Annotated in this window: 14 protein-coding genes; 2 read left to right on the top strand and 12 right to left on the bottom strand. The window is 52.6% G+C overall.

The window, feature by feature from the left end; genetic code table 11:
* Positions 1 to 155 precede the first annotated feature (155 nt).
* The 3 genes from AAC019_RS10640 to purL form a co-directional block, all read right to left on the bottom strand.
* Positions 156 to 2,783, bottom strand: a complete 2,628-nt coding sequence (locus AAC019_RS10640) for a TonB-dependent receptor (RefSeq protein WP_339898830.1) — start codon at positions 2,781 to 2,783, stop codon at positions 156 to 158.
* Between the two features lie 207 nt (positions 2,784 to 2,990).
* Positions 2,991 to 3,503 (bottom strand): hypothetical protein, encoded by a 513-nt coding sequence (locus AAC019_RS10635; protein ID WP_339898829.1) that lies wholly within the window; start codon positions 3,501 to 3,503, stop codon positions 2,991 to 2,993.
* Positions 3,504 to 3,610: 107 nt separating this feature from the next.
* Positions 3,611 to 7,483 carry a phosphoribosylformylglycinamidine synthase gene (gene purL / locus AAC019_RS10630; protein ID WP_339898827.1) on the bottom strand — a complete coding sequence of 1,291 codons (3,873 nt, stop codon included), beginning with the start codon at positions 7,481 to 7,483 and terminating at the stop codon, positions 3,611 to 3,613.
* A 410-nt stretch (positions 7,484 to 7,893) separates the two neighbouring features.
* Between purL and mltF the strand changes: the two genes are divergently transcribed.
* Positions 7,894 to 9,396, top strand: coding sequence for a membrane-bound lytic murein transglycosylase MltF (mltF, locus tag AAC019_RS10625; protein WP_339898826.1), 1,503 nt, complete (start codon positions 7,894 to 7,896; stop codon positions 9,394 to 9,396).
* Positions 9,397 to 9,519: 123 nt separating this feature from the next.
* Positions 9,520 to 9,927 (top strand): hypothetical protein, encoded by a 408-nt coding sequence (locus tag AAC019_RS10620; protein WP_339898825.1) that lies wholly within the window; start codon positions 9,520 to 9,522, stop codon positions 9,925 to 9,927.
* A gap of 7 nt (positions 9,928 to 9,934) precedes the next feature.
* Here AAC019_RS10620 and tadA read toward each other — a convergent pair whose 3' ends face one another.
* The 9 genes from tadA to AAC019_RS10575 all read right to left on the bottom strand — a co-directional run bounded on the left by tadA (position 9,935) and on the right by AAC019_RS10575 (position 23,273).
* Entirely contained in the window at positions 9,935 to 10,696 is a 762-nt protein-coding gene (gene tadA, locus AAC019_RS10615; protein ID WP_339898824.1) for a tRNA adenosine(34) deaminase TadA, read from the bottom strand.
* A 128-nt stretch (positions 10,697 to 10,824) separates the two neighbouring features.
* Complete coding sequence (locus AAC019_RS10610; RefSeq protein WP_339898823.1) at positions 10,825 to 12,339, bottom strand: tryptophan halogenase family protein; 1,515 nt, start codon at positions 12,337 to 12,339, stop codon at positions 10,825 to 10,827.
* 57 nt (positions 12,340 to 12,396) lie between these two features.
* A complete protein-coding gene (locus AAC019_RS10605; RefSeq protein WP_339898822.1) occupies positions 12,397 to 13,413 on the bottom strand; it encodes a cupin-like domain-containing protein in 1,017 nt (338 codons plus the stop codon).
* A 64-nt stretch (positions 13,414 to 13,477) separates the two neighbouring features.
* Positions 13,478 to 14,986 (bottom strand): tryptophan halogenase family protein, encoded by a 1,509-nt coding sequence (locus AAC019_RS10600; protein ID WP_339898821.1) that lies wholly within the window; start codon positions 14,984 to 14,986, stop codon positions 13,478 to 13,480.
* A gap of 124 nt (positions 14,987 to 15,110) precedes the next feature.
* On the bottom strand, positions 15,111 to 18,332 hold the full coding sequence (locus AAC019_RS10595) for a TonB-dependent receptor (protein WP_339898819.1): 3,222 nt from the start codon (positions 18,330 to 18,332) through the stop codon (positions 15,111 to 15,113).
* A gap of 453 nt (positions 18,333 to 18,785) precedes the next feature.
* Complete coding sequence (locus AAC019_RS10590) at positions 18,786 to 19,991, bottom strand: CaiB/BaiF CoA-transferase family protein (RefSeq protein ID WP_339898818.1); 1,206 nt, start codon at positions 19,989 to 19,991, stop codon at positions 18,786 to 18,788.
* Between the two features lie 30 nt (positions 19,992 to 20,021).
* Positions 20,022 to 20,996 (bottom strand): NAD(P)H-quinone oxidoreductase, encoded by a 975-nt coding sequence (locus AAC019_RS10585; protein ID WP_339898817.1) that lies wholly within the window; start codon positions 20,994 to 20,996, stop codon positions 20,022 to 20,024.
* A gap of 20 nt (positions 20,997 to 21,016) precedes the next feature.
* Entirely contained in the window at positions 21,017 to 21,679 is a 663-nt protein-coding gene (pdxH, locus tag AAC019_RS10580; protein ID WP_339898816.1) for a pyridoxamine 5'-phosphate oxidase, read from the bottom strand.
* A 145-nt stretch (positions 21,680 to 21,824) separates the two neighbouring features.
* Positions 21,825 to 23,273, bottom strand: a complete 1,449-nt coding sequence (locus AAC019_RS10575; RefSeq protein ID WP_339898815.1) for a catalase — start codon at positions 23,271 to 23,273, stop codon at positions 21,825 to 21,827.
* Positions 23,274 to 23,449 lie beyond the last annotated feature (176 nt).

The following is a 23,449-nucleotide window of genomic DNA, read 5'->3' as shown; positions in this document are numbered from 1 at the left end:
ATTAACAACGTCTCTAAAATCACTGCGTACCGGTAGTGTCAGCTGTCTTTTCTATGCATAAAAAAAGGCGCCCGAAGGCGCCAAAGTAGAGGTATAACTTCGACAAAAACCGAAGTAGGCTATGGAAATTTGCATCCTTGCATTAACACTCCCAATTAAAACCGATAACGCAGGCCAACACTGTAACGGGGGCCATTTTCGTAGAACCCTACCGGAAGCCCATCAGTGGTGCGTTGATAAATAATCTCATTGGTAAAGTTGACCGCTGTAGCAAACACGGTGAAGTTATCTGTCAACGTCCAGTCTGCGGTCGCATCCCACTGATCATACTTATCAGTCGCCAACTGCGAACCCGAGGTCAAGCCACCGTAAGATTCAGAGCGCATGTTGTACGACACCCGCATGCTGACAACATCATTCTCGTAGTACACCGATGCATTGAACTGATCCTCGGAGTTGCCGGGCAACTCTAACTGAGTCCCATCTTCATTGGCGGGAACTTCAGCGTCGGTCCAGGTGTAGTTAGCCAAAAAGCCAAAGCCTAAACCCAGGTCCTGTTGATACTGCAACTCAAGGCCCTGAATATCTGCCCCATTCGGCGCATTGTAGGGGCGCGTAACATTGATCGTGTCGCCATCAATCTGTTCCGGCTGAGTATCGGTAAAAACGAAAGTACTTAAGTCTTTATTAAAGTAAGTTGCCGCCAATAAGCTCGCCTCAGCAAAGTACCACTCGGCGCCAAATTCAAACTGATCAGCCATGATCGGTTCAAGTTCAGGGTTACCCGCCGTTGCTGTGCCGCTGGTGGCGTTGATCACAATATTAGAACTTAAGTTTTGAAAAGTGGGTCGGGCCATTGCGCGCGAAGCCGCGGCGCGCAGAATAATGTCATCGCGCAAATCGTAAATCACGTTCACACTTGGCAAGGTATCTGTGTAGCTGCGACTCACAGCGCCTAAGGTGCCATCGATGTAAGCATTAGACGTTTGATCTGTTTGCACCACTCGCACGCCAAAATTACCCCGCAAATTGCCTGCGGCAAAGTCAGCCTGTGCGTAACCGGCGGTGATCTCCTCGTTAATTTTGTAATAGGCACGTTGATCTTGTGAATAGGTCATAGCGCCAGCATCGAGAATGCTATCGATTTTTTGCGCAGCCAAATCAATATCCATAAACGCATACTGGGTCAAGGAGCCCGCAGTAGCGGCTTCTGAATGCAGTACCGGGCTCGGCCCCGACGACACGTCAGCCAAGGTAATGGCATTAAGTGCCGCCACCTGATCGGCGATCGCAGCGTTGCTGGTATCAACGCCGCCCACATCACGATTGTTTTCGATTGTGTGATCGCGGAATTTAGCCCCCACTTTTACAGACTCTATAAACCCCCACTGCACTTCAAAATCCAGATCAGCTTGAGCGTAGGTTTCGTCATCCTCCATAATACGGACCCAATCGCGCAAGTTGGCCGCATTCAAATGAATGGCGCTACCATCCAGCGGGTCAACATCGGGAAAGCTAAACTCATTGGTGTTAGGCCCAAAGTTAATGGTCTCGCGGCTGTCGCCCTCAAACCAGTAATTACGATCTTTGGTACTACCGCCCTCGGCGCTGGTTTTACCAGCCTGCATGTGTAGCAGCCAACCGTCGCCCGCGTACTCGGCATCAAGATCCAATACTTCTGACTCAACAAACGCATCACGCACAATGGGCTCATCAGCAACGCCGATGCTATTGGGGTTCTCAATTGTGCCCCCCACCAACGCCTGACGACCATCGCTTGTGGGAATAAATACCGGATCGGTGACAGTATCACCATTGGGGATCTTGTAACCACCAACCAAAAACAAATAATTTTGGTTGGAGTTGTCCATATCCATATCAGACTTAACGTAGTTAAGCGCAATATCCCACGCATCCGTGGGGCGAAATTGCAGTGTTACATTAGCCGTATCACGCTCGCGGTCTTGATTGAAAATAGCCGAGCCGCCGCCCCAAGGCACGTATACATCCTCGTAGGTCGCACCGTTTTGATCGGTAACCGTATAGAGGTCGTTAGTAGGGAACACCTCTAAACCATCGCGGCGCATGGTACGGGTTTGACTGTTAAATGACGCTAACACCCCGAAGGTCTCGGCATCGTTCTTCCAGCTCACCAGACCGGAGAATTGCGGGTCCCACTCGTCGGGTAAATCACTGTAAACCCCCTCGGCGGAAACATTAATGGTCAAGGGGTCTAAGTCCATCGGGCGACGAGTACGCACGTTAACCATACCGCCAATACTGCCTTCATCATGGCGCGCTTCGGGGCTTTTGTACACTTCAAGCGAAGACACCAACTCCGAGGCCAGGATCGAGTAATTAAAACCACGGCTTGGGTTATCGTTTGCCCACCAATAAGCTGACGACACATTTTGGCCGTTCATTAAGGTGCGGTTTAGGGTGCTATCGGTGCCGCGAACAAAAATATCCCGGCCTTCACCCCAGATACGATCGACCGATACACCAGGAATTCGCTGCAGCGAATCAGCCACGTTTTTATCGGGAAACTTACCAATATCTTCTGAGCTAATAGCATCAACAATAGAGGTGGCATCGCGTTTAACATCAAGCGATTGCGCCAAACTACCGCGAATACCCGTTACCGTCACCTCTTCCAAAGGTGGCTCTGAGTCTTGCGCCGTTACGTGGGCGCTTAGCAAGGGAAGACCGATAGAAAGTGCAAAAACAGACACTGCAAGCGGCTTTTTGCGCGCCAGCAACTGGAAACCTCTGGGGTATTGCATAATGTGAACTCCGCATTCTATTGTTATGTTAAGTGGCACTTTTTTACCGTGCTCATTAACTAAACGCCAAAACGGGAGAAACCCCGACAACTTCTTTTTAATTACAATAAATTTACGCGCAGATCGCGCTGACGATGACATTGAGCCTTAAGGGCTCACACACAACCAGCCCTACAGTAGTCTACGGGCCCTCGTGGGCATCAAGCACTAACGGCGAGGCGCACCAGGGAGAATAGATTGCCTGCGAACCGCAGAAATATCGTCCCAGCGAATTAACTCAGGCTCTGACAACACAATAGAATAAACCGCGTTAAACAAGCCATCTGCAGGTTCGTTAGTAATATCGTACAACTGCTCCTGCCAAACGTGATTTATGTTATCCCATCGGTAGATTGACCTGGTCGGCGTGTGGAATCCAATCGTGAGGATATCGCCCCCTACCATTGGCAATGAAAAGTCGCGAAGCCTAAGCATTTGCTCCGGGCTCAGTTTCGCCCAAAAATACTCCTGCCCCGCACTTTGCGCATCAGATGCCAGCAATACATCGCCGTTACTCCACACAGCAAGAATCAAACCGGTGGGGTAGCTCTTACAAGGGGAGAAACAATTTCCAGAATCTTGCCTCACAATCAACCAAGGAGAATCATCAAAATGGCTAAAGTCGTTGGTGGCACAGCCTGCCAGTACAAAAACCCAAATAACCCATAAACCTTTACGCATCACCCCACCTCAATGTCGGCTTCACTGTCCCAACTGCCCATGATTTACGCCAATAAAAAAGGCGAACCAACCGGTTCGCCTTTTTTATTGCATGTTGCAATGGCTTACTAGCCCACAAACAAACGGGCATTTCTAAACAAGCGCAACCAGGCGCCGTCTTCTTGCCAGTCATCCGGGTGCCAGGAGTTGCTCACGGTGCGGAACACCCGCTCCGGGTGCGGCATCATGATGGTGGCACGACCGTCTTGGCTGGTCACACTGGTAATACCGTTGGGCGAGCCGTTGGGGTTGGCCGGGTACGTCTCGGTAACGTTTAAGCTGTTATCCAGATAACGCATGGACACCAAGCCGCTGGTGTCACAGCTGCTTAATGCCGAGCCATCGGCAAACTCGGCGCGACCTTCACCATGGGCAACCGCCACTGGTAAGTGTGAGCCGGCCATGCCTTTAAACAATACCGAGGGCGACTCTTGAATCTTAACCAGCGAGAAGCGCGCCTCAAACTGTTCGGACAAGTTACGCACAAAACGCGGCCAGTGATCGGCACCGGGAATCAGATCTTTTAAGTTAGACATCATCTGACAGCCGTTACACACACCTAAGCTAAAGGTATCGTCGCGGTGAAAGAATTGCTCAAACTGATCGCGCACTTGCGAGTTAAACAATACAGTCTTAGCCCAACCTTCGCCGGCACCCAGAACGTCACCGTAAGAGAAACCACCGCAGCTAACCAAGCCTTTAAAGTTTTCCAGGCTTACCCGGCCAGCCAACAAATCGCTCATGTGTACGTCTACAGCGCTAAAGCCGGCGCGATCAAATGCCGCCGCCATTTCTACGTGCCCGTTAACGCCCTGCTCGCGCAGCACCACCATACGCGGTTTGCTGCCGCTGTTAATAAAAGGCGCGGCAACATCGTCACTGGGGTCAAAGCTAAGCTCCACCGACAGGCCCGGGTCACTTGCCATCAAAGCGTCAAACTCTTGCTTCGCGCACTCTGGGTTGTCGCGTAGCGATTGCATTTGATAGCTGGTTTCACTCCAGAGGCTGTGCAAAATAACGCGCGACTGATCAAACACCAGCTCGCCCGCCTGAGAGATACGCAGCCAGTCGTCATCGTTAAGCGTGCCGACTTTATGGGTACATGCCGCAAGGCCCGCCGCGGCATACAGTGCTTTAACTTGCTCGGTATGCTCGCGCTTGACCTGCATTACCGCGCCCAACTCTTCATTAAACAGAGCCGTTAGCGGGCACTCGCCCAAATCGTCGATGTCAACATCGATACCGCAGTGACCGGCAAACGCCATTTCGGCAAGTGTGGCAAACAACCCGCCGTCGGAGCGATCGTGGTAGGCCAGTAACCAGCCTTCGGCCAGAGCTTTTTGCGTGGCTTCAAAAAAGCCTTTTAGCTGCGCTGCATCGTCGACATCGGCCGGGGTGTCGCCCAAGCTATTGTAGGTTTGCGCCAAAATCGAACCGCCCAAACGGTTTTTGCCGGCCCCTAAATCGACCAGCAATAAATCGCTGGCGCCCTTATCCGTGCGCAGCTGTGGGGTTACCGCCAAGCGCACGTCTGTGACTGGGGTAAACGCCGAGATAACCAGCGACAAAGGCGCGGTGACGGCTTTTTCTTTGCCGTTGTCCTGCCAGGCCGTGCGCATCGACATAGAGTCTTTACCGACCGGGATGGTCAAGCCAAGGGCTGGGCACAACTCCATGCCCACCGCCTCGACGGTACGGTAGAGCTTTTCGTCTTCGCCTTTGTGGCCAGCGGCACACATCCAGTTGGCCGATAACTTAATGTCTTTAATATCGCCAATAGGGGCGCAGGCGATGTTGGTCAAGGCTTCACCAATCGCCATACGACCCGAGGCCGGCGCATCCAGCAGCGCAACCGGAGTGCGCTCGCCAATGCTCATGGCTTCACCTTTGGTGGAGTCGTAGCTGACGGTGGTGATCGCGCAGTCGGCGACCGGCACCTGCCAGGGGCCGACCATCTGATCGCGCGCGACCTGACCGGTTACCGAGCGATCGCCAATAGTAATCAAAAAGCTCTTGCTGGCCACGCTCGGATGAGTAAGCACTCGCTCGGCGGCTTCATTGATGTGGATGTCGGCGGTGGCAAATGAATCGGTCGTAGGCGTGTAACGGCTCGCCTCGCGGTGCATTTTAGGCGCTTTGCCAAACAGCAGCGACATGGGCAAATCCACTGGCTTGGCGTCAAAGTGGGTGTCGTTTACCAACAGGTGCTGCTCGCTGGTGGCTTCACCCACTACCGCGTAGGGACAGCGCTCGCGTTCGCACAAGGCTTCAAAACGGGCCAGATCTTGCGGGGCAATTGCCAGCACGTAGCGCTCTTGCGACTCGTTACACCAAATGGCCAGCGGGCTCATGCTGGGCTCGTCGTTGGGCACGTTGCGCAGTTCAAACTTACCTCCGCACCCGCCATCTTTTACCAGCTCGGGGAAAGCGTTAGACAAACCGCCGGCGCCCACATCGTGAATAAAGGCAATGGGGTTTTGCGTCCCTTGCTGCCAGCAGCGGTCGATGACCTCTTGGCAGCGGCGCTCGATCTCGGGGTTTTGCCGCTGTACCGAGGCAAAGTCTAAATCGGCGGACGAGCTGCCCGAATCCATGGAGGAGGCGGCACCACCGCCCAGGCCGATCAACATCGCCGGGCCACCCAGTACCACTAACTTACAGCCGGGCTGAAACGGCGGCTTATCGACGTGCTCGGTGCGGATGTTGCCGTAGCCACCGGCCAGCATAATAGGCTTGTGGTAGCCGCGACGCTCGCCGTCGTGGTTTTCTTCAAAGGTGCGAAAGTAGCCACAAATATTAGGGCGACCAAACTCGTTATTAAACGCCGCGCCACCAATGGGGCCCTCAAGCATAATATTCAGCGCGCTGCAGATGCGATCTGGCTTGCCGTAGTCTTGCTCCCAAGGCTGAAGGTAGGAGGGAATGTTGAGGTTAGACACGGCAAAGCCCGTCAGGCCAACTTTAGGCTTAGAACCACGGCCCACCGCACCCTCATCGCGAATCTCACCACCGGCACCGGTGCCGGCACCAGAAAACGGCGAGATAGCCGTTGGGTGGTTGTGAGTTTCCACCTTCATTAACAGGTTGATCGCCTCGGACGAATAACGATACTCACCGGTCTCCGGGTCGGGGTAGAAACGACCGGCCTCGGGCCCGGCCACAACCGCGGCGTTATCGGAGTAAGCGGACAATACGTTCTCGCCACCCAACTCGTTGGTGTTTTTAATCATCTTAAACAGGCTGAGCGGCTGCTCTTCACCGTCCAGCGTCCAGGATGCGTTAAAGATTTTATGGCGGCAGTGCTCAGAGTTGGCTTGGGCAAACATCATCAACTCGACATCGACCGGGTTGCGACCCAGCGCCTGAAAGTTCTCCACCAGGTAATCGATTTCGTCATCGGCCAGGGCCAGCCCCAGCTCGCTGTTGGCAGCGACCAGCGCTTCGCGGCCTCCGCCAATCACATCGACACTGGTTTGCGGCGCGGGCTCGGCGTGATCAAACAAGCCACCGGCGGCTTCAAGGCTGGAGAAGACCGACTCCACCATGCGATCGTGCAGCAAGGCCGCAATCGCCTCGCGTGCGCTAGCGTCAAACTCACCCTGCACGTGGTAGCTTATGCCCCGCTCTAAGCGGTTTATCTCAAACAGGCCACTGTTGTGGGCAATATCGGTGGCCTTAGAAGACCAGGGCGAAATCGTCCCCAACCGCGGCAGTACCAAAAACAGCTCACCCTCGTGAGAGACCTCATCCATACGTGGGCCATAGGTTAACAGCTGTGCCAGCACTTGCTGGTCCTGTTCACTCAGGGGCGCCGAGAGATCGGCAAAATGGGTAAACTCGGCGGCAACCGAGGTAATACCGGGCGCAACGGCCTGTAAATTGGCAAGCAATTTTTGTGAGCGAAACGGTGAAAGTGCCGGGGCACCGGGCAATATGAGCATAGTAGGCTGCAACCTCAAGCTTGCGGGGTTGGTTGGATTGAGCGTCTTACCGCCTGACACTTCGACTCGGGCGTAACCGATACCACCGAAGACGCCGGATTTAGGCGATACTGAGAGGGCCGGTATTGTACTGCAATTGATCAGCCTTGGCAGCATTCGAGCGGCAAAAATGAGCAATTACAGTGCCGCCAGCCGTTAACCGCCGCCCACAGCCAGATGGACGCCCACCCGCCAATCGACTATTATTCAACCAGCCCAGCTAACCTTTATTCACAAGTTTTCGGTGGTACATCGGGGTGATAATGGTTAAAATCGCGCGAAATTTGTGCGGCTGAGCTGCCGAAGAGAGGGTTCCCCCTTTGGCAGCACCGACCAAAAGCCGGTAACGGCAAGGTTAGGTATTAATGGTGATGAGCAAACTCAGGCAATACGCACGGCAGCTGCCGCAGCGCTTTTCATTTAAGCGCACGCTGTTTGGCGTACTCTTGATTGCGCTCTGTGGCGCCCTCGTCGCCAGTCGCCCCCCCACAGCCCTGGAGCAAGTGCTAGCCAGCGGCACATTGGTAGCCATCTCACGCAACGGCCCCACTACCTATTACGAAGGTCCCAACGGCACCACAGGCTTTGAATACGCGCTGCTACAGGGCTTTGCCGACTCTCTGGGCGTCACGCTGGAAATTCGCGAGCAGGAGCATCTGGGCGCCATGCTCGATATGGTCGCCGAGGGCGACGGCCAACTCGCCGCCGCCGGACTGACAATCACCCCACAACGGCAACAGCAGGTTCGGTTTACCTCGCCTTACCTGGAGGTCACCCAACAGCTTATCTACAATCGCGGCGGCGCTAAGCCACAGTCCATCGAGGACGTCTTGGGGGGCGACTTACTGGTGATTGCCGGCTCATCCCATGTAGAGCGCTTACAGCAGCTAAAAGCCGACTACCCCGAGCTAAGCTGGCGTGAAGAACCCAACCTGGAGATGATTGACCTACTAGAGATGGTGCACCGCGGTGAGGTAGATTACGCGATTGTCGATTCTAACGCCTACCACATTAATGCCCAGACTTTCCCCCGGGCAAGACTGGCGTTTGATGTGGGCGAGCCCGAAACCCTGGGCTGGGCTTTTCCGCGCTGGGCCGACCGCAGTTTGTATCAGCGGGCTCAGGCCTATTTGGCACAAATCGATGACAATGGGGTGCTGGACTCTCTGGCAACCGAGTTTTTCAGCAACGACGACCCGGTCAGCACCGGCGGGGCTCTGCTTTTTACCCACCGCCTGGAAAAACGGCTCCCGCAGTGGCAACCGCTAATGCAACAAGTCGCCGATGAAGTTGACCTTAGCTGGCAATTATTGGCTGCCATCAGCTATCAGGAATCGCACTGGAATCCAGAGGCCCGCTCCCACACGGGGGTACGCGGCTTGATGATGCTAACACGCACCACCGCCAAAGAACTGGGCGTTAAAAACCGCTTAGACCCTGAGCAAAGCATGCGCGGCGGCGCCACTTACTTAAAAGATTTGTACACCCGCTTACCCGAGCGAATCCAGGACCCAGACCGCACCCTGCTCGCGCTGGCCGCTTACAACACAGGCATGGGCCACCTAGAGGACGCGCGGGTATTAACCCAGCGCCATGGCGGAGACCCGGATAAATGGCAAGATGTCGAAAAATACCTGCCACTGCTGGCCAAACGCAAATACTACCGCACGTTAAAGCACGGCTATGCCCGCGGCTGGGAGCCCGTTCAGTACGTCAATAATATTTTGCGGTTTCGCGACATTATCGCCTGGCACGACCAGCAAGAGCAGCGCCGGTTAGCCATGGCAACCAACGCCGACAACACCCCCGACGAGCCAAGCAAGGTAAAGAGCGAGCGCAACGACAACGGCATTATGCCTATGTCAGTCTTGTAAACCTCTTATACTTGCTCACACTGGCTGGCGGCAGCCAACCTTAACACGCCCCGCAAAGATATTTGACAGCGCACCCTTGCAGCGTGACACTTTAGCCATCGTCGTTCGTAACGGAGTCACACCATGATCACTTATCTTTATTGGGCCGCCGTCATCGCACTGGCTATGGCACTGCTGATTGGCCTGGGCAAATACAATTACTGGAAAGCCGCGCTAATTAGCTCTGCCGTGGTGTTTTTAGTGGCCTGGGGCGCTTATTACTTTCACTTTGAGCAAGTGTTTGTCAAAAAATACGGCGGCGTAATGAGTGTGAGTGTACCGGATGGCCAGCAGCATATCGCCGCTACCTGGAAGGACGAAAACCTCTGGATTGAGAACTACGACCCCAAGACCAACACGTGCCATTTTAATGAATACTCAAAAGGCAACGTGCTGCAGGGCAAAGTCAGTATCAAAAACTGCAACCCGATACGGGGCAACGGCGCCACCCGCGCTATCGCACCGGTGGCGCAGCGCGAAAGCGCACAGTAACAGCCGTCTATCCGTCGGTGTCAGTACTCTGCTGACGCCGCTGTTTTTGCTCGTGTCGGCGACGCTTAAAGAACGCGCTTAACTGCTGCTGGCAAGCCTCGCGACCTACCCCGCCGGTTACCTGTACCGAGTGGTTAAAATAAGGCGCATCCAGCAGCTGCGCCTGACTCTCGACCACACCCGCTTTAGGTTCGGTGGTGCCATACACCAACCGCCCAACTCGCGCGTGTACCATGGCGCCCACGCACATGGTACAGGGCTCTAGGGTCACATAGAGCGTGCAGTCGTTCAGGCGGTAATTTCCTAACTGGCGGGCTGCTTCACGCAGCGCCATCATCTCGGCGTGAGCGGTTGGGTCACACCCGCCAATGGGGCGGTTGTAACCGCGCCCGACAACCAGGCCGTCACGCACAACCACGGCCCCCACAGGCACTTCATCGTTATCCGCCGCTTGTTCGGCCAGCGCCTGAGCCTCCTGCATCCAACGCAGATCTTCCGGGCGGTGTGCAACACGGCTGTCGGTAGCGTGAGCGAGACGCTCAGCCTCGATAAGGCTCATAGGCGCGACAAAAGCAAAGCGCGACAGCGTCTGCCCCTCACGCTCAACCGTCTCGGTAAACATCTCAAGGGGGCGTACCCACCACGAGTAATCGCCATACAGGCAGCGATACACCACCAAAGGCTCGCGGGTTTCGCTGTGGGTGGCGATACGGTAAACAAAATACTCCCCGCCTTTGTAGTGGCGGTAGAGGCCGGGGCTGATTTGCATAGCAATGCTCTGTGGTCAAAACCGCCATTTTAATGGGATTGCGACCGAATTACACCGGCAATCCCTACCGCTAACGACCACCGTCCCCAAAAAACTGGCCTGCACGGCAGGCTGTAACGCTCGCCCCCTCATTCAGACAACATGTGAGCAAGTAACTCATTATGATCCCTAAAGTTTAAGCCGCACCGGCGAATAAAGTCCGCCAATTGCTCCATATCAGCCTGAGAGCTAGCGCGAGCTTGTGCTTTATTAGATCGCTGCCGGGGGAAGGCACCATAACCTGCCAATAAGCAGGCCCATGATTTGGCCTGATAACCCACGTCCAGGTTCTGCGCGCGCATGTCTTGAGCAAACGTCTCACTGCCGGCCCACAAGTTTAAAATTGCACCCAGCCGCTCTGACAAGTTCGTATTGGCGGCATTATCACGCCAGTACTCGGTATCAACTCTTTGGTTGGCCTTATAGTGACACACAATATAATCTCGCACCGCCTCGAACTTTACGTTTATAGCATCATTAAATTCACGCTCAAATTTGTTTGTAAAGTGCCCATCCTCATAATGCCGCATAAACAACATGACCGTATCAAAAGTAAGCGCAAGGGCCGTCGCTTCCAGCGGCTCTATAAAGCCTTGAGACAAACCAACGGCCAAGCAGTTTTTCTCCCAATGCTTTTCTGCCCGGCCGACTTTCATGGTTAAGTGCCGGGCGGTGACATCAGCATCCGGTATATTTAGGTGCTGCCGCAATTCTGTTTCGGCCTGCTCTGCGCTAATGTAGTCACTACTATACACATACCCGTTACCATAACGGTTGGTTAGCGGAATCTTCCAGGCCCAACCATTTGACAGTGCCGTGGATCTTGTCGCCGGCGTAATAACATCTGATATTTCCGTGGGAAGGACGACTGCGGCATCGTTAAATAAGTTCTCTTTGTAACTTTTAAAAGAAACCTTCAATGCTCCCTGCAACAGTAACGATCTAAAACCCGAGCAATCAATAAAAAAATCGGCATCCAGTAGACTATCATCATCCAACCTGACCGACGCTAGCGCACCGTCCGAGTCAAGAACTACCTCCGTTACCGTACCATTGAGCCGAACCAGCCCTTTAGCAATGGCCCTCTCTGCAAGAAACTGCCCTAAAAGTTCTGAATCAAAATGGTACCCGTAACCCACAGAAAACGGAAAACACTCTGCGGCCAACGGCCCAAGATTGTTTTGGGTCAGATAAGATTCAAGAAAGTAATGATCCGGGTGGGCTTGCGCCTCATCCCCTTGCATACGCGCTTTAATATTGTGAAAAAACATAGGCACAGTCAGGTCATCAACCTGCGCGGGAAAGGGGTGAAAGTACTCTTTATGACCGGGCACAAAAGACCAATCAGAAAAATAAATACCATTTTTGTAGGTTGCATTACAACGAGGCATCCACTCCGACTCAGACACACCCAATGCATCAAAAAATAACTTAAGATGCGGGGTTGTTCCTTCACCCACTCCAACAGTACCGACACCGCTGGACTCTAACAGACAAACCTCTACATTATTCCAGCGAGACATAAGTAAGTTAGCAGCCATCCACCCGGCAGTGCCGCCACCCACAATGAGGATTTTTTTTGGCTTTTTAGATTCACCTTGCATACTTATAAACCACTCACTTGGCGTTCACTTAAACAACCGTCGACTGACCATTGCTTTTTATTGTTGTAGCTTTTCTATTAAATAGTCTTTAATACTTCTTTCATCTTCAGGCGATAGCTCACCAAGCACATGCTGGCACGGCTCTGGAATATACGAGACAGGGTCGACACCCTGTTTAAACAGGTAGTGATCAAACAGGTAGCGCCATGAGTTACGCTGAGCAGGCGTTAGTTTCCGCATTGCCAGTATCGCCATGCTTAAGCTGTCAATCGGAGTGGGGCTAGCAGCATCTTTAGCCCCGGAGCCGGTCCACCAATAGTTCATCAAGCCATTCACCTTGGCCAGCGAGTCCACATTGTGCCACCACAGCATAGGCATAAAAATGGCGTCACCAGGGCCAAGTTCAGCAGAGTAAGCATGATTGAGTGCTGTTCTAAAGCGCGGATAGCGGTCAAGATCTGGATCATGCACATTAACCAAGCTGACAGGAGCCCCGGCTGGGGTAAAATTAAGCGAACCAGGATACAAATTGGCGGTCTGCTCAGGAGGGAAAAGAGTGAAACGCCTACGCCCTGCTATGACACAAGCCACATTATCAGAGCCATCGTAGTGTGTACTTACCGTGCCTTCATTACCCAGCCACAGTCGTGGCTCGACATCGGGAAAAAAACTGGATTTATTTTCATTGTTAAGGCCGGGCAATATGTCAGATAGCGAGATATTTTGTATGGATACAGCAGGGTAAACCTCTTTTTCAGCCAGCTCCAGTAAACGGAACAAAAACAAGTCCAACCTTTCATCACCACGGATAAAATTAACACCCTGCATATCATCGGTGTAAAAGAATCGTCCATTAATACAAGGATGACCAAGTGCGATGTTTGCTTTCCCACCGGCATAAAAACGATTAAGGTAACCCACAAACTCGTTCGGCCCACTTTTTGCCGCATCGACTATTGGCCAATGTTTGGCAAAATCACGGATCACTATAGGCTTCTGAGCGGGAACTATTTCATTAAAAAACTGCTCTTCTGGGATGTTTTTATACTCGGGTATTTGTTTATAAGCAGTCATTTCTTATCACCCTCAATATATGCATCGCGAAATTCACCAACCCTCTTTTTAACAAGCTTATCTCTTAGGAAAAAGGCTTAGAAAAGCAGTTTTTCTTGATAAAGTCGCCATGCGTCGGCATCCTCAAGACTATATCATGCATTTTCTGCGAACTCCCTTCAAGCAGTTGCGCCAGCTCCTTATCATTAAAGGCGTTCATTAAAGGGTGATATTTTTTTGGTCTAACATTCATTCCCTCCAATATCGAATACCAGCTATCACTCCCAAAGAAATCATTTTTACCTCCTTGCAGCTGCCCTCTCTCCCGAAAAAGCTCAATCTTCTCATGCAACGAATCAGGCACAGGCATTGTCTTACACCACTGCCAAAACTCCGTATCATCACGATCGCTAGTACAGTAATGCAATATAATAAAATCACGAACCTCTTGATAATCGGCATTTACCTTGCTGTTAAACTGGTCTTCTTGGCAAATATCAAAGTCCGCATCAGGAAAGTGACGAATGAAGTGAATCAATGATTGATAAACAAGATGAATAGCCGTCGACTCTAGAGGCTCCAAAAACCCAGAGGCGAGACCCAACGCCAAGCAGTTCTTATGCCATACTTTTTTTCGCCGTCCAGTGACAAAAGGTATTACTTTTGGATCAGATATTACATCGCCGTCAACAGCACTGAGCAAAGCGTCAACAGCCTTATCATCAGAGCAATGCTGGCCGGAAAAAACATACCCATTACCTGTACGGTGTTGCAAAGGGATCTTCCAAGTCCAGCCGGCTTCACGGGCGGTAGATATTGTATAAGGGGCCAGATTTTCGGAGTTCTTTGTTTGCACCGCAACAGCGCGATCACAAGGCAAATATTTATCCCAGCTTTCATAGCCAACTTTTAACGCCTCCTCAATGAGCAAGCCTTTAAAACCAGTACAATCGATAAAGAAATCGGCCGTGACAACGGCTCCCGAATTAAGCTTTAGCGAATCAATACACTGGCGTTCGTCTAATACAACCTGATCAACTGTTGCCTCTACTCGTTTTACTCCCCTAACTTGAGAAAGCTCGCGAAGATAGCGCGCCACTAAAACAGCGTCTAGATGAAGGGCGTAGTTGTACTGAGGTAAAGGCATTTTATATTGAGCGGATCCCAACATAAAGCGATGATTCTCAGCCATAATAGCGGACGGAGAATGATCAACCCAGCGGGTTGAGTGTCCATCAGCAAGCGTTTTTAACCAGACCTGATAAAATTCATAACCATTGACCTCCTGGCCCACTTTACCAAAGGGGTGAAAATAGCTATGGCCTGGCTTAAGCCAGTCATCGAAGCGTATACCTAACTTGAAGCTAGCGGAGGTGGCCTCAATAAACTCTTTAGGGTTAATCTGGCAAACACTCAAAAAGTCCATTATCGACGGCACTGTAGACTCACCAACACCAATACTTGCAATATCTGGAGACTCTACAACGGTAATGCTTATATCACTGCCTTTTAAAACAGAGGAAAGTAAACTTGCAGCCATCCAGCCTGTAGTACCACCGCCCACAATACAAATTGACTTCAAGGTGTTATCCATAAAACGCACTCATTCAAAGGCACAACCAAACCACTATAATCGCACATAACATTCCAAAAAAAAACGCGCTGCATAGTTGCAGCGCGTTTTCAATTTAACCTCCAGTTAACTTTTCACACAGACATTAAAAAGTTGCCCGAAGACTCAGAGAGAACATGCGATCAGTCATAAAACTAAGAGCATCCGTTTTATCGCCTTCCTGATTCAACTGATATTCGGTTTCAGTCTCGGTGCCTAGCAAGTTACTACCTTCGATACCTACCTTCCAATTATCGTTAATAGTGTAATAGAAGCTAGCGTCCATCATGCCCTGATCCTTAACATAAGTTGGGACAAAATCTTCAGATTCACGCAAGGTCAACAGGTACTCAGAGCGCCAAGTGTAGGCCAAGCGGAACGAGACATCCTCGTACTCATACATGCCCACAATGTTCATATTCTCCTCTGAGTAACCAGGTAACGGCAAGTCACTAAACACACGGAAGGTGTTGCGCTCATCCACTATCTGCTCACCTACCGAGTTAAAACGTGTGCTAGGCGGTACGGCACTAGTAGGATCTTCCAAGCCATCTTGATCAATATAGGTATAGTTAAACTGTAAACCTAAACCACTCCAAGCACCCGGCAGCATGTCGTAAAACTGCGAGTAGGAGAACTCCATACCCTGAATAGTACCCGAGTCGGTATTATTGGGGCCGTAGGCGGAAGCCACACTGGTAACCCCATCGTTTTCAATCTCGAGGTCAAACTGACGGTTACGAATAATACCGTCCAGCTCTTTGTGGAACAAACCGACCGTCAATGAGCCCGCTGGTGCAAAGTACCACTCGGCGGTTAAATCCAAGTTAATGGACTCTTCAGGCTCTAGATTGGGGTTGCTAGCCGAAGCGTTTAGCGCAACGCTATCAATACCAACGACAGGGTTGGTCTGCTCATCTTGCGGTAAGTTTTCGTCCTGCAGTCTAGAATCAACATCAAGACTGACGACAGCGCGGTTACGAGTATCGATCAGGTTGGGGAAATACAAGCCTTTAGACGCACCAAAACGCAGCACTACATCATCGGTCAAACCCAAGCTTAAGTTTAAGCTTGGTAGCACTGTATCGTAGTCCGTACCATCAACGGTGCTCAACATAGACTCGCCATTGGCGAGATCGTAAATGCTTTTGTATTCTTGCTCTAAAAACTCAGCGGTTGCCGCACTACCACGGCTTGCCTCTGAAGGCAGCACCAAGAAACCAGTGGACTCTAGTTGATAGCTTACATAGCGCAGGCCGACATTACCCTTAAGGGGCATTGCCATATCATCAAACGCAAAGTCACCGCGTACATAAAACTCGGTACGCTCTTCGTTAGTGGTATTCACATCTTGCACACCAAAAGGGCTTCCCGGTGCAATACGGCCTTCCATCTGAGAGTATGGAATAGCGCAACCACCACTGCCATCGGCCGCATTACCCGCGGAATCACCTTCAGTTGACCAACCGTCTTCACATGCCTGTACCAGAGTTTGCGGGTAGTTTTTCACTAGGTCCAAACGCGGAAACAAGAATGTTTGCAGGTCGCCCTGGATAACATCGCCACCATAGTAGTCTGACATATCCAGTGTGTCGTACAAATCGGGACGATTCGCTGCGGCAGACTGTACGCGCTGATCGGCGACCCAAGGAGTCGATATGGGCGACCAACCGGCGTATTCGGTATCGCGCACCGTTAAATCTTTATCAGAGTAATAGGCACCCGCCTTAATCGCGGTAAATACACCGTCAAACGCATACTCGGCATCAATTTGGAAGCTGTCAGCGACGGCGGTATTGTGCTCCTCTTGTTGCATCCCCGAGCCAATAAACACATCAGGCTGAACCGGAACTTCGGCATCGGCATCAATAAAGCCTTTAAAATCAGTGTCGCTCAAGAATTCGATGGTAGGCCGGTCGCCACGCAAATCAAGGTAAGCAGGTAGCAAGTTGCCAACCTGATCACCGCGAGTTTGACCACTCATGTTGTAGTTGTGAACCAGCTTCTCAGAATCGATGTGTTGGTAATCCAATTCAACCGTTAAACGATCGTTGGGAGTTAGCTGAACATTAAGCGAGGTATCTTCAACAGTATTTTCATTGTAGTTATAACGCGTAATGTAAAACAGTGGCACTTCGGGGTGAACGCCTAAGCCAATACCTGATGTTAAAAAGCCTTCGTCATCAACAGTCAAAGGACGGCCGTTCTCTTCGTCTCCGATCCAATCGTGCGACACTGCCATCCAGCTCTTAAAGCCTTGAGCCGCCTGGCCAATACGGCGCTCGTTCCACTCCAGCGATGCTTCCGAGTTAATGTGCTCTAAGGTAACCTGAACCGTTTCGTCGTTGTTAGCCCACTGCAAAGAGGTGGTAAAGCCCCGACGCTCACGATCGTTCTCTGCGGTGCTGATGTGATATTGCGCGGGGGCGTACCAAGCAACACCTTCAGGCTGACCTTGCAGCGGACCACCTTCATACTGAGGTACGTAATTATCCTCTTCTTCCTGAGTGATCTCATTAGCAGTAACGCCACAGCCATCACCCCAAGCTTGGGCATTTGGCACACAAGGGCCGTCGTACATTGGACGACCCAGCGAATCTTCAGCAACAATACCTGGAGCCGGAGTACCCCAAAGATCGTAAGAAAACGGAATAACACCGCGAGAGTGGAAGTTACCCAAACCTACGCCATCGCCGCGGGTTTTAAACTCCGAGTAAGAGCCGGCCAGCAAAAAGCCAAACTTACCGGCACTGGTGTCCCAGCTGTCAGAAAACAGTGCCGAGAATGATGGAGTCACCTCTTCACGAAAATCGCCATAGTTTGCTTTACCGTTTACTGAGATCAAACGCTCGTCAGAGTCAAACGGCTTGCGGGTAATCAGATTAACGGTACCTGCGATACCACCGGAAATTAGGTCGGAGGTTTGGTTTTTAACCACCTCTACCGCCGATAAAAGCTCTGCTGGGAAGTCTTCGTAGCTTAGGCCACCATAAGGATTGGCACTAAAGGCATCGCGACCATTGATTTCACTGCGCACGCGATCCAAACCGCGCACCAATACACCAGTACCTTCGTCGGCGTAGTGCTTAGGATCATCGGATGACGCAAAGCGCTCGATAGTGACACCGGGTACACGCTGTAGCGCTTCGGTCACACTTTTATCTGGCAGAGCGCCAATATCAGAAGCGGTAATAACGTCTTTAACGGTATCGGCGTAACGCTTCATGTCTTGCGCGTTTTCGATACTTACGCGCATACCGCGTACCACGACCTCCTCAACCAGTTCTGGAGAATCCGCACCCTGCTCTTGCGCAAATGTTGGCATCATTGCCCCACTTGCCGCTGCACAGACTGCGATGCTTAATAGTTTTTTATGAAATTGCATAGCCACCTAACCCCTATTGAATTGTATTGTTATCAAAATCTAATCAATCAGCGTCCAAGCTCTGTCTTTCTTCCGCCACTGCATCGCCCCATAACTACTCAGGCGAGGTACCGCAACCTGCACGCTATCTTTAAAAGCACACCCGAAATGTTATTAACTATCACAAATTCGGTGAAACTCAGATACTTGTTTTACCTCGACTTGGACAACGTTGTCAAGAGTTTGCGACCGATGTCTCATTACCGCATTATTGTCAGTGGTTAGCGAGCTAGAATTTTCAACCTAATTTCAAATACTTAAGCGCTTTTATCAAAGGGAAGCTAAGATAGAGCAAAATACAAAAAAGCCGCTAAAGCACCTGAGCGATAGCGCAATCACTGGCGTCGCACAGCTCGCTTAAATAACACCTTGCTGCTGTAGCTGCTCTAACGCCTCGGGCGATACCCCCAACACGTCTCGCAGCACTTGGTGAGTATGGCTGCCAACCTCACCACCGGGCCACTCGGTGCGCCCCGGTGTAGCCGCAAGTTTTGGCACCATCGCCGGAATATCCAGTGGCCGACCATTAATTTCTACCCGTTCAAACAGGCCCCGGGCGTTAAAGTGCTCATCGTTAAACATATCGACAACATTGTAGATGGGGCCGGCGGGCACTCGTGCCGACTCTAGGGTTGCCAACACATCGGCGCTGTCTTGGCCGGCACACCAACTCGCCAGCGCGCGGTCAATTTCTTCTTCACAGGCCACACGCCCGGTATTGCTGGCCATGCGTGGGTCGGCGGCCATCTCCGGGTGCCCCGCCGCCATCATAAGGCGCTGAAAAATCGAGTCACCATTGCCGCCAATCACCACATATTTACCGTCAAAACACCGATAGGTATTGGTGGGTACAATGCCCGTTACCGTACTGCCCGATGGCTCGCGCACGATGCCGGCGCCGGAATATTCTGGCACCACGGCCTCCATTAAATTAAACATGGATTCATACAGGGCGACGTCTACCACCTGACCGGCGGACTCAGAATCACGTTGGCGCCCAAGCAGTGCCAGCGCGATGCCAAAGGCGGCGTGCAACCCGGCAATCGAGTCGCCAATGCTTAGATTGGGCCGAACGGGCGCCTCGCCCGGGTGACCATTAACGTAGCGAAAACCGCTAAACCCTTCGCACACAGAGGCAAAGCCGGGTTTACCGGCATAGGGCCCGGTTTGGCCGTAGCCAGAAATGCGCGCGTACACCAGCGCTGGGTTTTCGGCCTTGGCCTCGTCCGGCCCCAGCCCCCAGGCCTCCATCACCCCTGGGCGAAAGTTTTCAATTACCACATCGGCGCCCGCCATAAGCTGCATCGCCAGCTCGCGGCCACGCTCGGTTTTCAAATCGAGTGTGATGCTTTTTTTGTTGCGGCCAATGCTGCGCCACCAAAACGAGGTACCGTCTTCCACCGCTCGCCAACCGCGAATCGGGTCGCCTTTACCGGGCGGCTCGACTTTAATCACCTCGGCGCCAAAGTAAGCCAACAAACACCCGGCGAAAGGCCCGGCAATTAACTGGCCAAACTCGATTATGCGAATACCCGCCAGGGGGCGGGAGTCAGGCTGACTCATGAACCTTCCTTATTTTTGTAAGAGCCGCTTTTATAGGGTTAGCACGATCTTACCAATATGCTGGCTAGACTCCATTAACTCGTGAGCGGCGGACGCCTCGGCCAGCGGCAATTCGGCGGCAATTAAGGGCGTTATTTGGCCATTGCTCAACAGTGGCCAAACCTGATTCTCTAGCGCCTGTGCTAACGCCGCCTTGGTTTCGTCCGAGCGCGCCCGCAAGGTCGAGCCGGTTAGCGTTAAACGCTTGAGCATCACCGGAGTAAAGTCCAGCTCGACCTTACTGCCCGATAAAAAAGCTATATTAACAATGCGCCCATCGGGTGCCGCCGCTTTAATATTGCGGGCGATATAATCACCGCCCACCATATCGAGTATCACATCGGCGCCGCCCGCTGCCTTTACCCGCGCAACAAAATCGTCGGTGCGATAATTAATAGCGACATCGGCACCCAACTGCAGCGCGGCGTGGCACTTTTCATCGCTGCCGGCGGTACACATTACCCGGGCGCCAAAAGCTCTGGCCAGCATGATGGCGGTAGTACCAATGCCACTGGTGCCGCCGTGCACCAACAGTGTTTCGCCCGCCTGCAGTGCACCGCGCTGAAACACATTGTGCCAAACGGTAAAAAACGTTTCGGGCAAAGCGGCCGCCTGTACCGCACTGAACCCGCTAGGTATAGGCAACACCTGACCGGCGGGGGCGACACAATACTCGGCGTAACCGCCGCCATTGACCAGCGCGCATACGCGATCGCCCTTTTGCCAGCGGCTTACGTGTGCACCGCACTCAACCACGGTGCCGGCAACCTCCAGCCCCGGCAAAGGCGACGCCCCTTGCGGCGCCGGGTACAACCCCTGACGCTGCATCACATCGGGCCGGTTGACACCCGCCGCTTCTACTTTAATCAGTACCTCGCCAGCCCCTGCGCGGGGGCAATCAATGGTTTGCCTCTGTAATTGCTGCTCGACAATGGCTTGGGCATTAATGTGCGTGGGTAAACTCATAAAACCTCTCGTGGTTCGCGTTAGGGCGCGAGACGATCAATATGCCACTCGCCAGAATCCCGCCGCTGATAGCGAAAACTATCGTGCAGGCGATGGGCCCCGCCCTGCCAAAACTCAACCTCGGTAGGCACCAAACGGTACCCACCCCAGTGCTCGGGCAAAGGTATCGGCTGCTCGGCGTAGCGCTGCTTAAGTGATTCGAACCCGGCCATTAGCGCGTCGCGCGATTCAATTACCTGGCTCTGCGCCGACGCCAAGGCCGCCAACTGACTGTCGCGGGGCCGGGATGCAAAGTAGGCTTCGGCGTCGTCCTGCCCTAACACCTCAACCCGACCCGCCACTTTTACCTGGCGATCCAGCGGGTGCCAGGGGAACAACACGCTGGCCAAAGGATTGTGCGCAAGCTCGCCACCCTTGCGACTGGCACGATTGGTGTAAAAAACAAAGCCCTGATCGTCAAGGCGCTTAAGCAGTACTATGCGCTGCGATGGTTGACCATTTTGCGCCACGCTTGCCAGCACCATCGCCGTGGGGTCGCCGAGCCCAGCGGCCACCGCCTCATCAAACCAGCGCTGAAACTGCTCCAGTGGGTCGGCCGACAAGTCAGGTCGGCGCAAACCGCCACGGGTATACTCGCGACGCATTTGCTCAAGTTTTTGCTGCTGCTTTGGGTCTTGATTCATTAGCTACCTATCTAGGCTTATCGGGCGTGAACATGACCTTATTATACGCGCCGAGCCGACGCAAAGTTTACCGGTGTCATGCCAGACAAAAAAATACCCGCCTCAAGGAGACGGGTATTTTAGATGGCCACCAAAACGCTACAGCTTAGGCGTCGATAGCCGCTTTAACCTGGGCACCATAGTCGGCGTCGCAACGGCTTATTAAGGCCACCATGCGCTCTTGTACCGAGGCATCCGCCTGGCTTAAGCCGCCGGCAATGTTACCCACCAACTGACGCTTTTGATCGTCACTCATCAAGCGGTACAGATCACCCGCCTGAGTGTAGTGATCATCGTCCGAGGTATCGTAGCGAGTGGCTGCCGCACCCGACAAAGCCAGTGGCGGCTCGGGTACGTGATCACTTACATCGGGCGCCCCGGATGCAGCGCGATCATTGGGGTAAAAATTGGCCCCGGAGCCTTGCACACTGCCGCTGTGGTAAGGGCAGCCCGCCATTTGGCCGTCGCGCTGATAGTTGTTTACCGGACAGCGCGGGCTGTTAACCGGCAGCTGGTTGTGGTTTACCCCAACGCGGTAGCGATGCGCATCCTGATAGGCCAGTAACCGCGCCTGCAACATTTTATCGGGCGAGGCGCCCACGCCGGGCACTAAGTTGCTGGGGGCAAAAGCGGCCTGCTCCGTCTCGGCAAAGTAGTTTTCGACGTTGCGGTTAAGCTCTAAGGTGCCCACCTCCTGCAGCGGAAAATCTTTGTGCGGCCAGATTTTGGTCAAATCAAACGGGTTAATGTGGTAACTCGCCGCCTGCTCCTCGGTCATAATTTGCAGCTTAACCGCCCAGCTTGGGTAGTCGCCGCGGTCAATAGCCTCAACCAAATCCTGCTGCGCACCAAACGCCGGGAGTGTCATGGCCTCGTCGTCAGTTAGGGTTTTAATGCCCTGATTGGATTTAAAGTGCCACTTCACCCACACACGCTCGCCCTGCGCATTCCAAAAACTCAAGGTGTGCGAGCTAAAGCCATGCATATGTCGATAGCTGGCAGGAATCCCCCGGTCGCTCATCAAAATAGTCATTTGATGCAGAGACTGCGGGTGATTGGCCCAAAACTCAAATATTGCCTGTGGGTCGGGCAAGTTCGTGCGCGGGTTTTTCTTTTGCGAGTGAATAAAATCGGGAAACTTAATCGGGTCGCGTAAAAAGAACACCGGGGTATTATTGCCCACCACATCAAAATTGCCTTGCTTGGTGTAAAACTTAACGGCAAAACCACGAGGGTCGCGAGCGTAATCGCTGGAATCCTGCCCACCACCCACGGTCGAGAAGCGCAAAAACACCTCGGTTTGCTCGCCCTCAGACTGTAAAAAGTCGGCAATAGTATGATCTTTTAAGCTCTTACTCAGCGTAAAGGTTCCATAGGCACCTGTGCCGCGAGCGTGAACCACACGTTCAGGGATTCTCTCACGGTTAAAGTGCGCCAGCTTTTCAAACAGGTAATGATTATCAAAGGTCAGTGGCCCGCGCTCACCAGCACTGATACTGTTATTGTCATCCGTAACGGGGGCTCCGGCAGAGGTGGTTAAGGTCGTTTTACTCATGGTTGTATCATCCTTATAACTAGGTCTGTAACACGCTGGTACTCATCGAGCTTCACGCCCACTATTGAGTATAGAAGCTTGACTACCAACTGCATGAAGCCATTCTAGACAAGCCGAACCTTTAGCGAAAATTAATTGCCAATATAGGGTGCATAGTATTAAGTTATGGGCACCCG

It is taken from the genome of uncultured Gilvimarinus sp. (assembly GCF_963975215.1).
Taxonomy (GTDB): domain Bacteria; phylum Pseudomonadota; class Gammaproteobacteria; order Pseudomonadales; family Cellvibrionaceae; genus Gilvimarinus.
The sequence above is the reverse complement of the archived record's forward strand: the minus strand, read 5'-3'. Positions and strand labels throughout refer to the sequence as shown.

What these genes read in the sequence shown, in the direction of transcription:
- AAC019_RS10635 (WP_339898829.1), bottom strand. Translation starts at nt 3,503, where the DNA reads ATGCGTAAAGGTTTATGGGTTATTTGGGTTTTTGTACTGGCAGGCTGT.
- tadA (WP_339898824.1), bottom strand. Translation starts at nt 10,696, where the DNA reads ATGCAAATCAGCCCCGGCCTCTACCGCCACTACAAAGGCGGGGAGTAT.
- AAC019_RS10605 (WP_339898822.1), bottom strand. Translation starts at nt 13,413, where the DNA reads ATGACTGCTTATAAACAAATACCCGAGTATAAAAACATCCCAGAAGAG.
- mltF (WP_339898826.1), top strand. Translation starts at nt 7,894, where the DNA reads ATGAGCAAACTCAGGCAATACGCACGGCAGCTGCCGCAGCGCTTTTCA.
- pdxH (WP_339898816.1), bottom strand. Translation starts at nt 21,679, where the DNA reads ATGAATCAAGACCCAAAGCAGCAGCAAAAACTTGAGCAAATGCGTCGC.
- AAC019_RS10575 (WP_339898815.1), bottom strand. Translation starts at nt 23,273, where the DNA reads ATGAGTAAAACGACCTTAACCACCTCTGCCGGAGCCCCCGTTACGGAT.
- AAC019_RS10610 (WP_339898823.1), bottom strand. Translation starts at nt 12,339, where the DNA reads ATGCAAGGTGAATCTAAAAAGCCAAAAAAAATCCTCATTGTGGGTGGC.
- AAC019_RS10620 (WP_339898825.1), top strand. Translation starts at nt 9,520, where the DNA reads ATGATCACTTATCTTTATTGGGCCGCCGTCATCGCACTGGCTATGGCA.
- purL (WP_339898827.1), bottom strand. Translation starts at nt 7,483, where the DNA reads ATGCTCATATTGCCCGGTGCCCCGGCACTTTCACCGTTTCGCTCACAA.
- AAC019_RS10640 (WP_339898830.1), bottom strand. Translation starts at nt 2,783, where the DNA reads ATGCAATACCCCAGAGGTTTCCAGTTGCTGGCGCGCAAAAAGCCGCTT.
- AAC019_RS10585 (WP_339898817.1), bottom strand. Translation starts at nt 20,996, where the DNA reads ATGAGTTTACCCACGCACATTAATGCCCAAGCCATTGTCGAGCAGCAA.
- AAC019_RS10590 (WP_339898818.1), bottom strand. Translation starts at nt 19,991, where the DNA reads ATGAGTCAGCCTGACTCCCGCCCCCTGGCGGGTATTCGCATAATCGAG.
- AAC019_RS10600 (WP_339898821.1), bottom strand. Translation starts at nt 14,986, where the DNA reads ATGGATAACACCTTGAAGTCAATTTGTATTGTGGGCGGTGGTACTACA.
- AAC019_RS10595 (WP_339898819.1), bottom strand. Translation starts at nt 18,332, where the DNA reads ATGATGCCAACATTTGCGCAAGAGCAGGGTGCGGATTCTCCAGAACTG.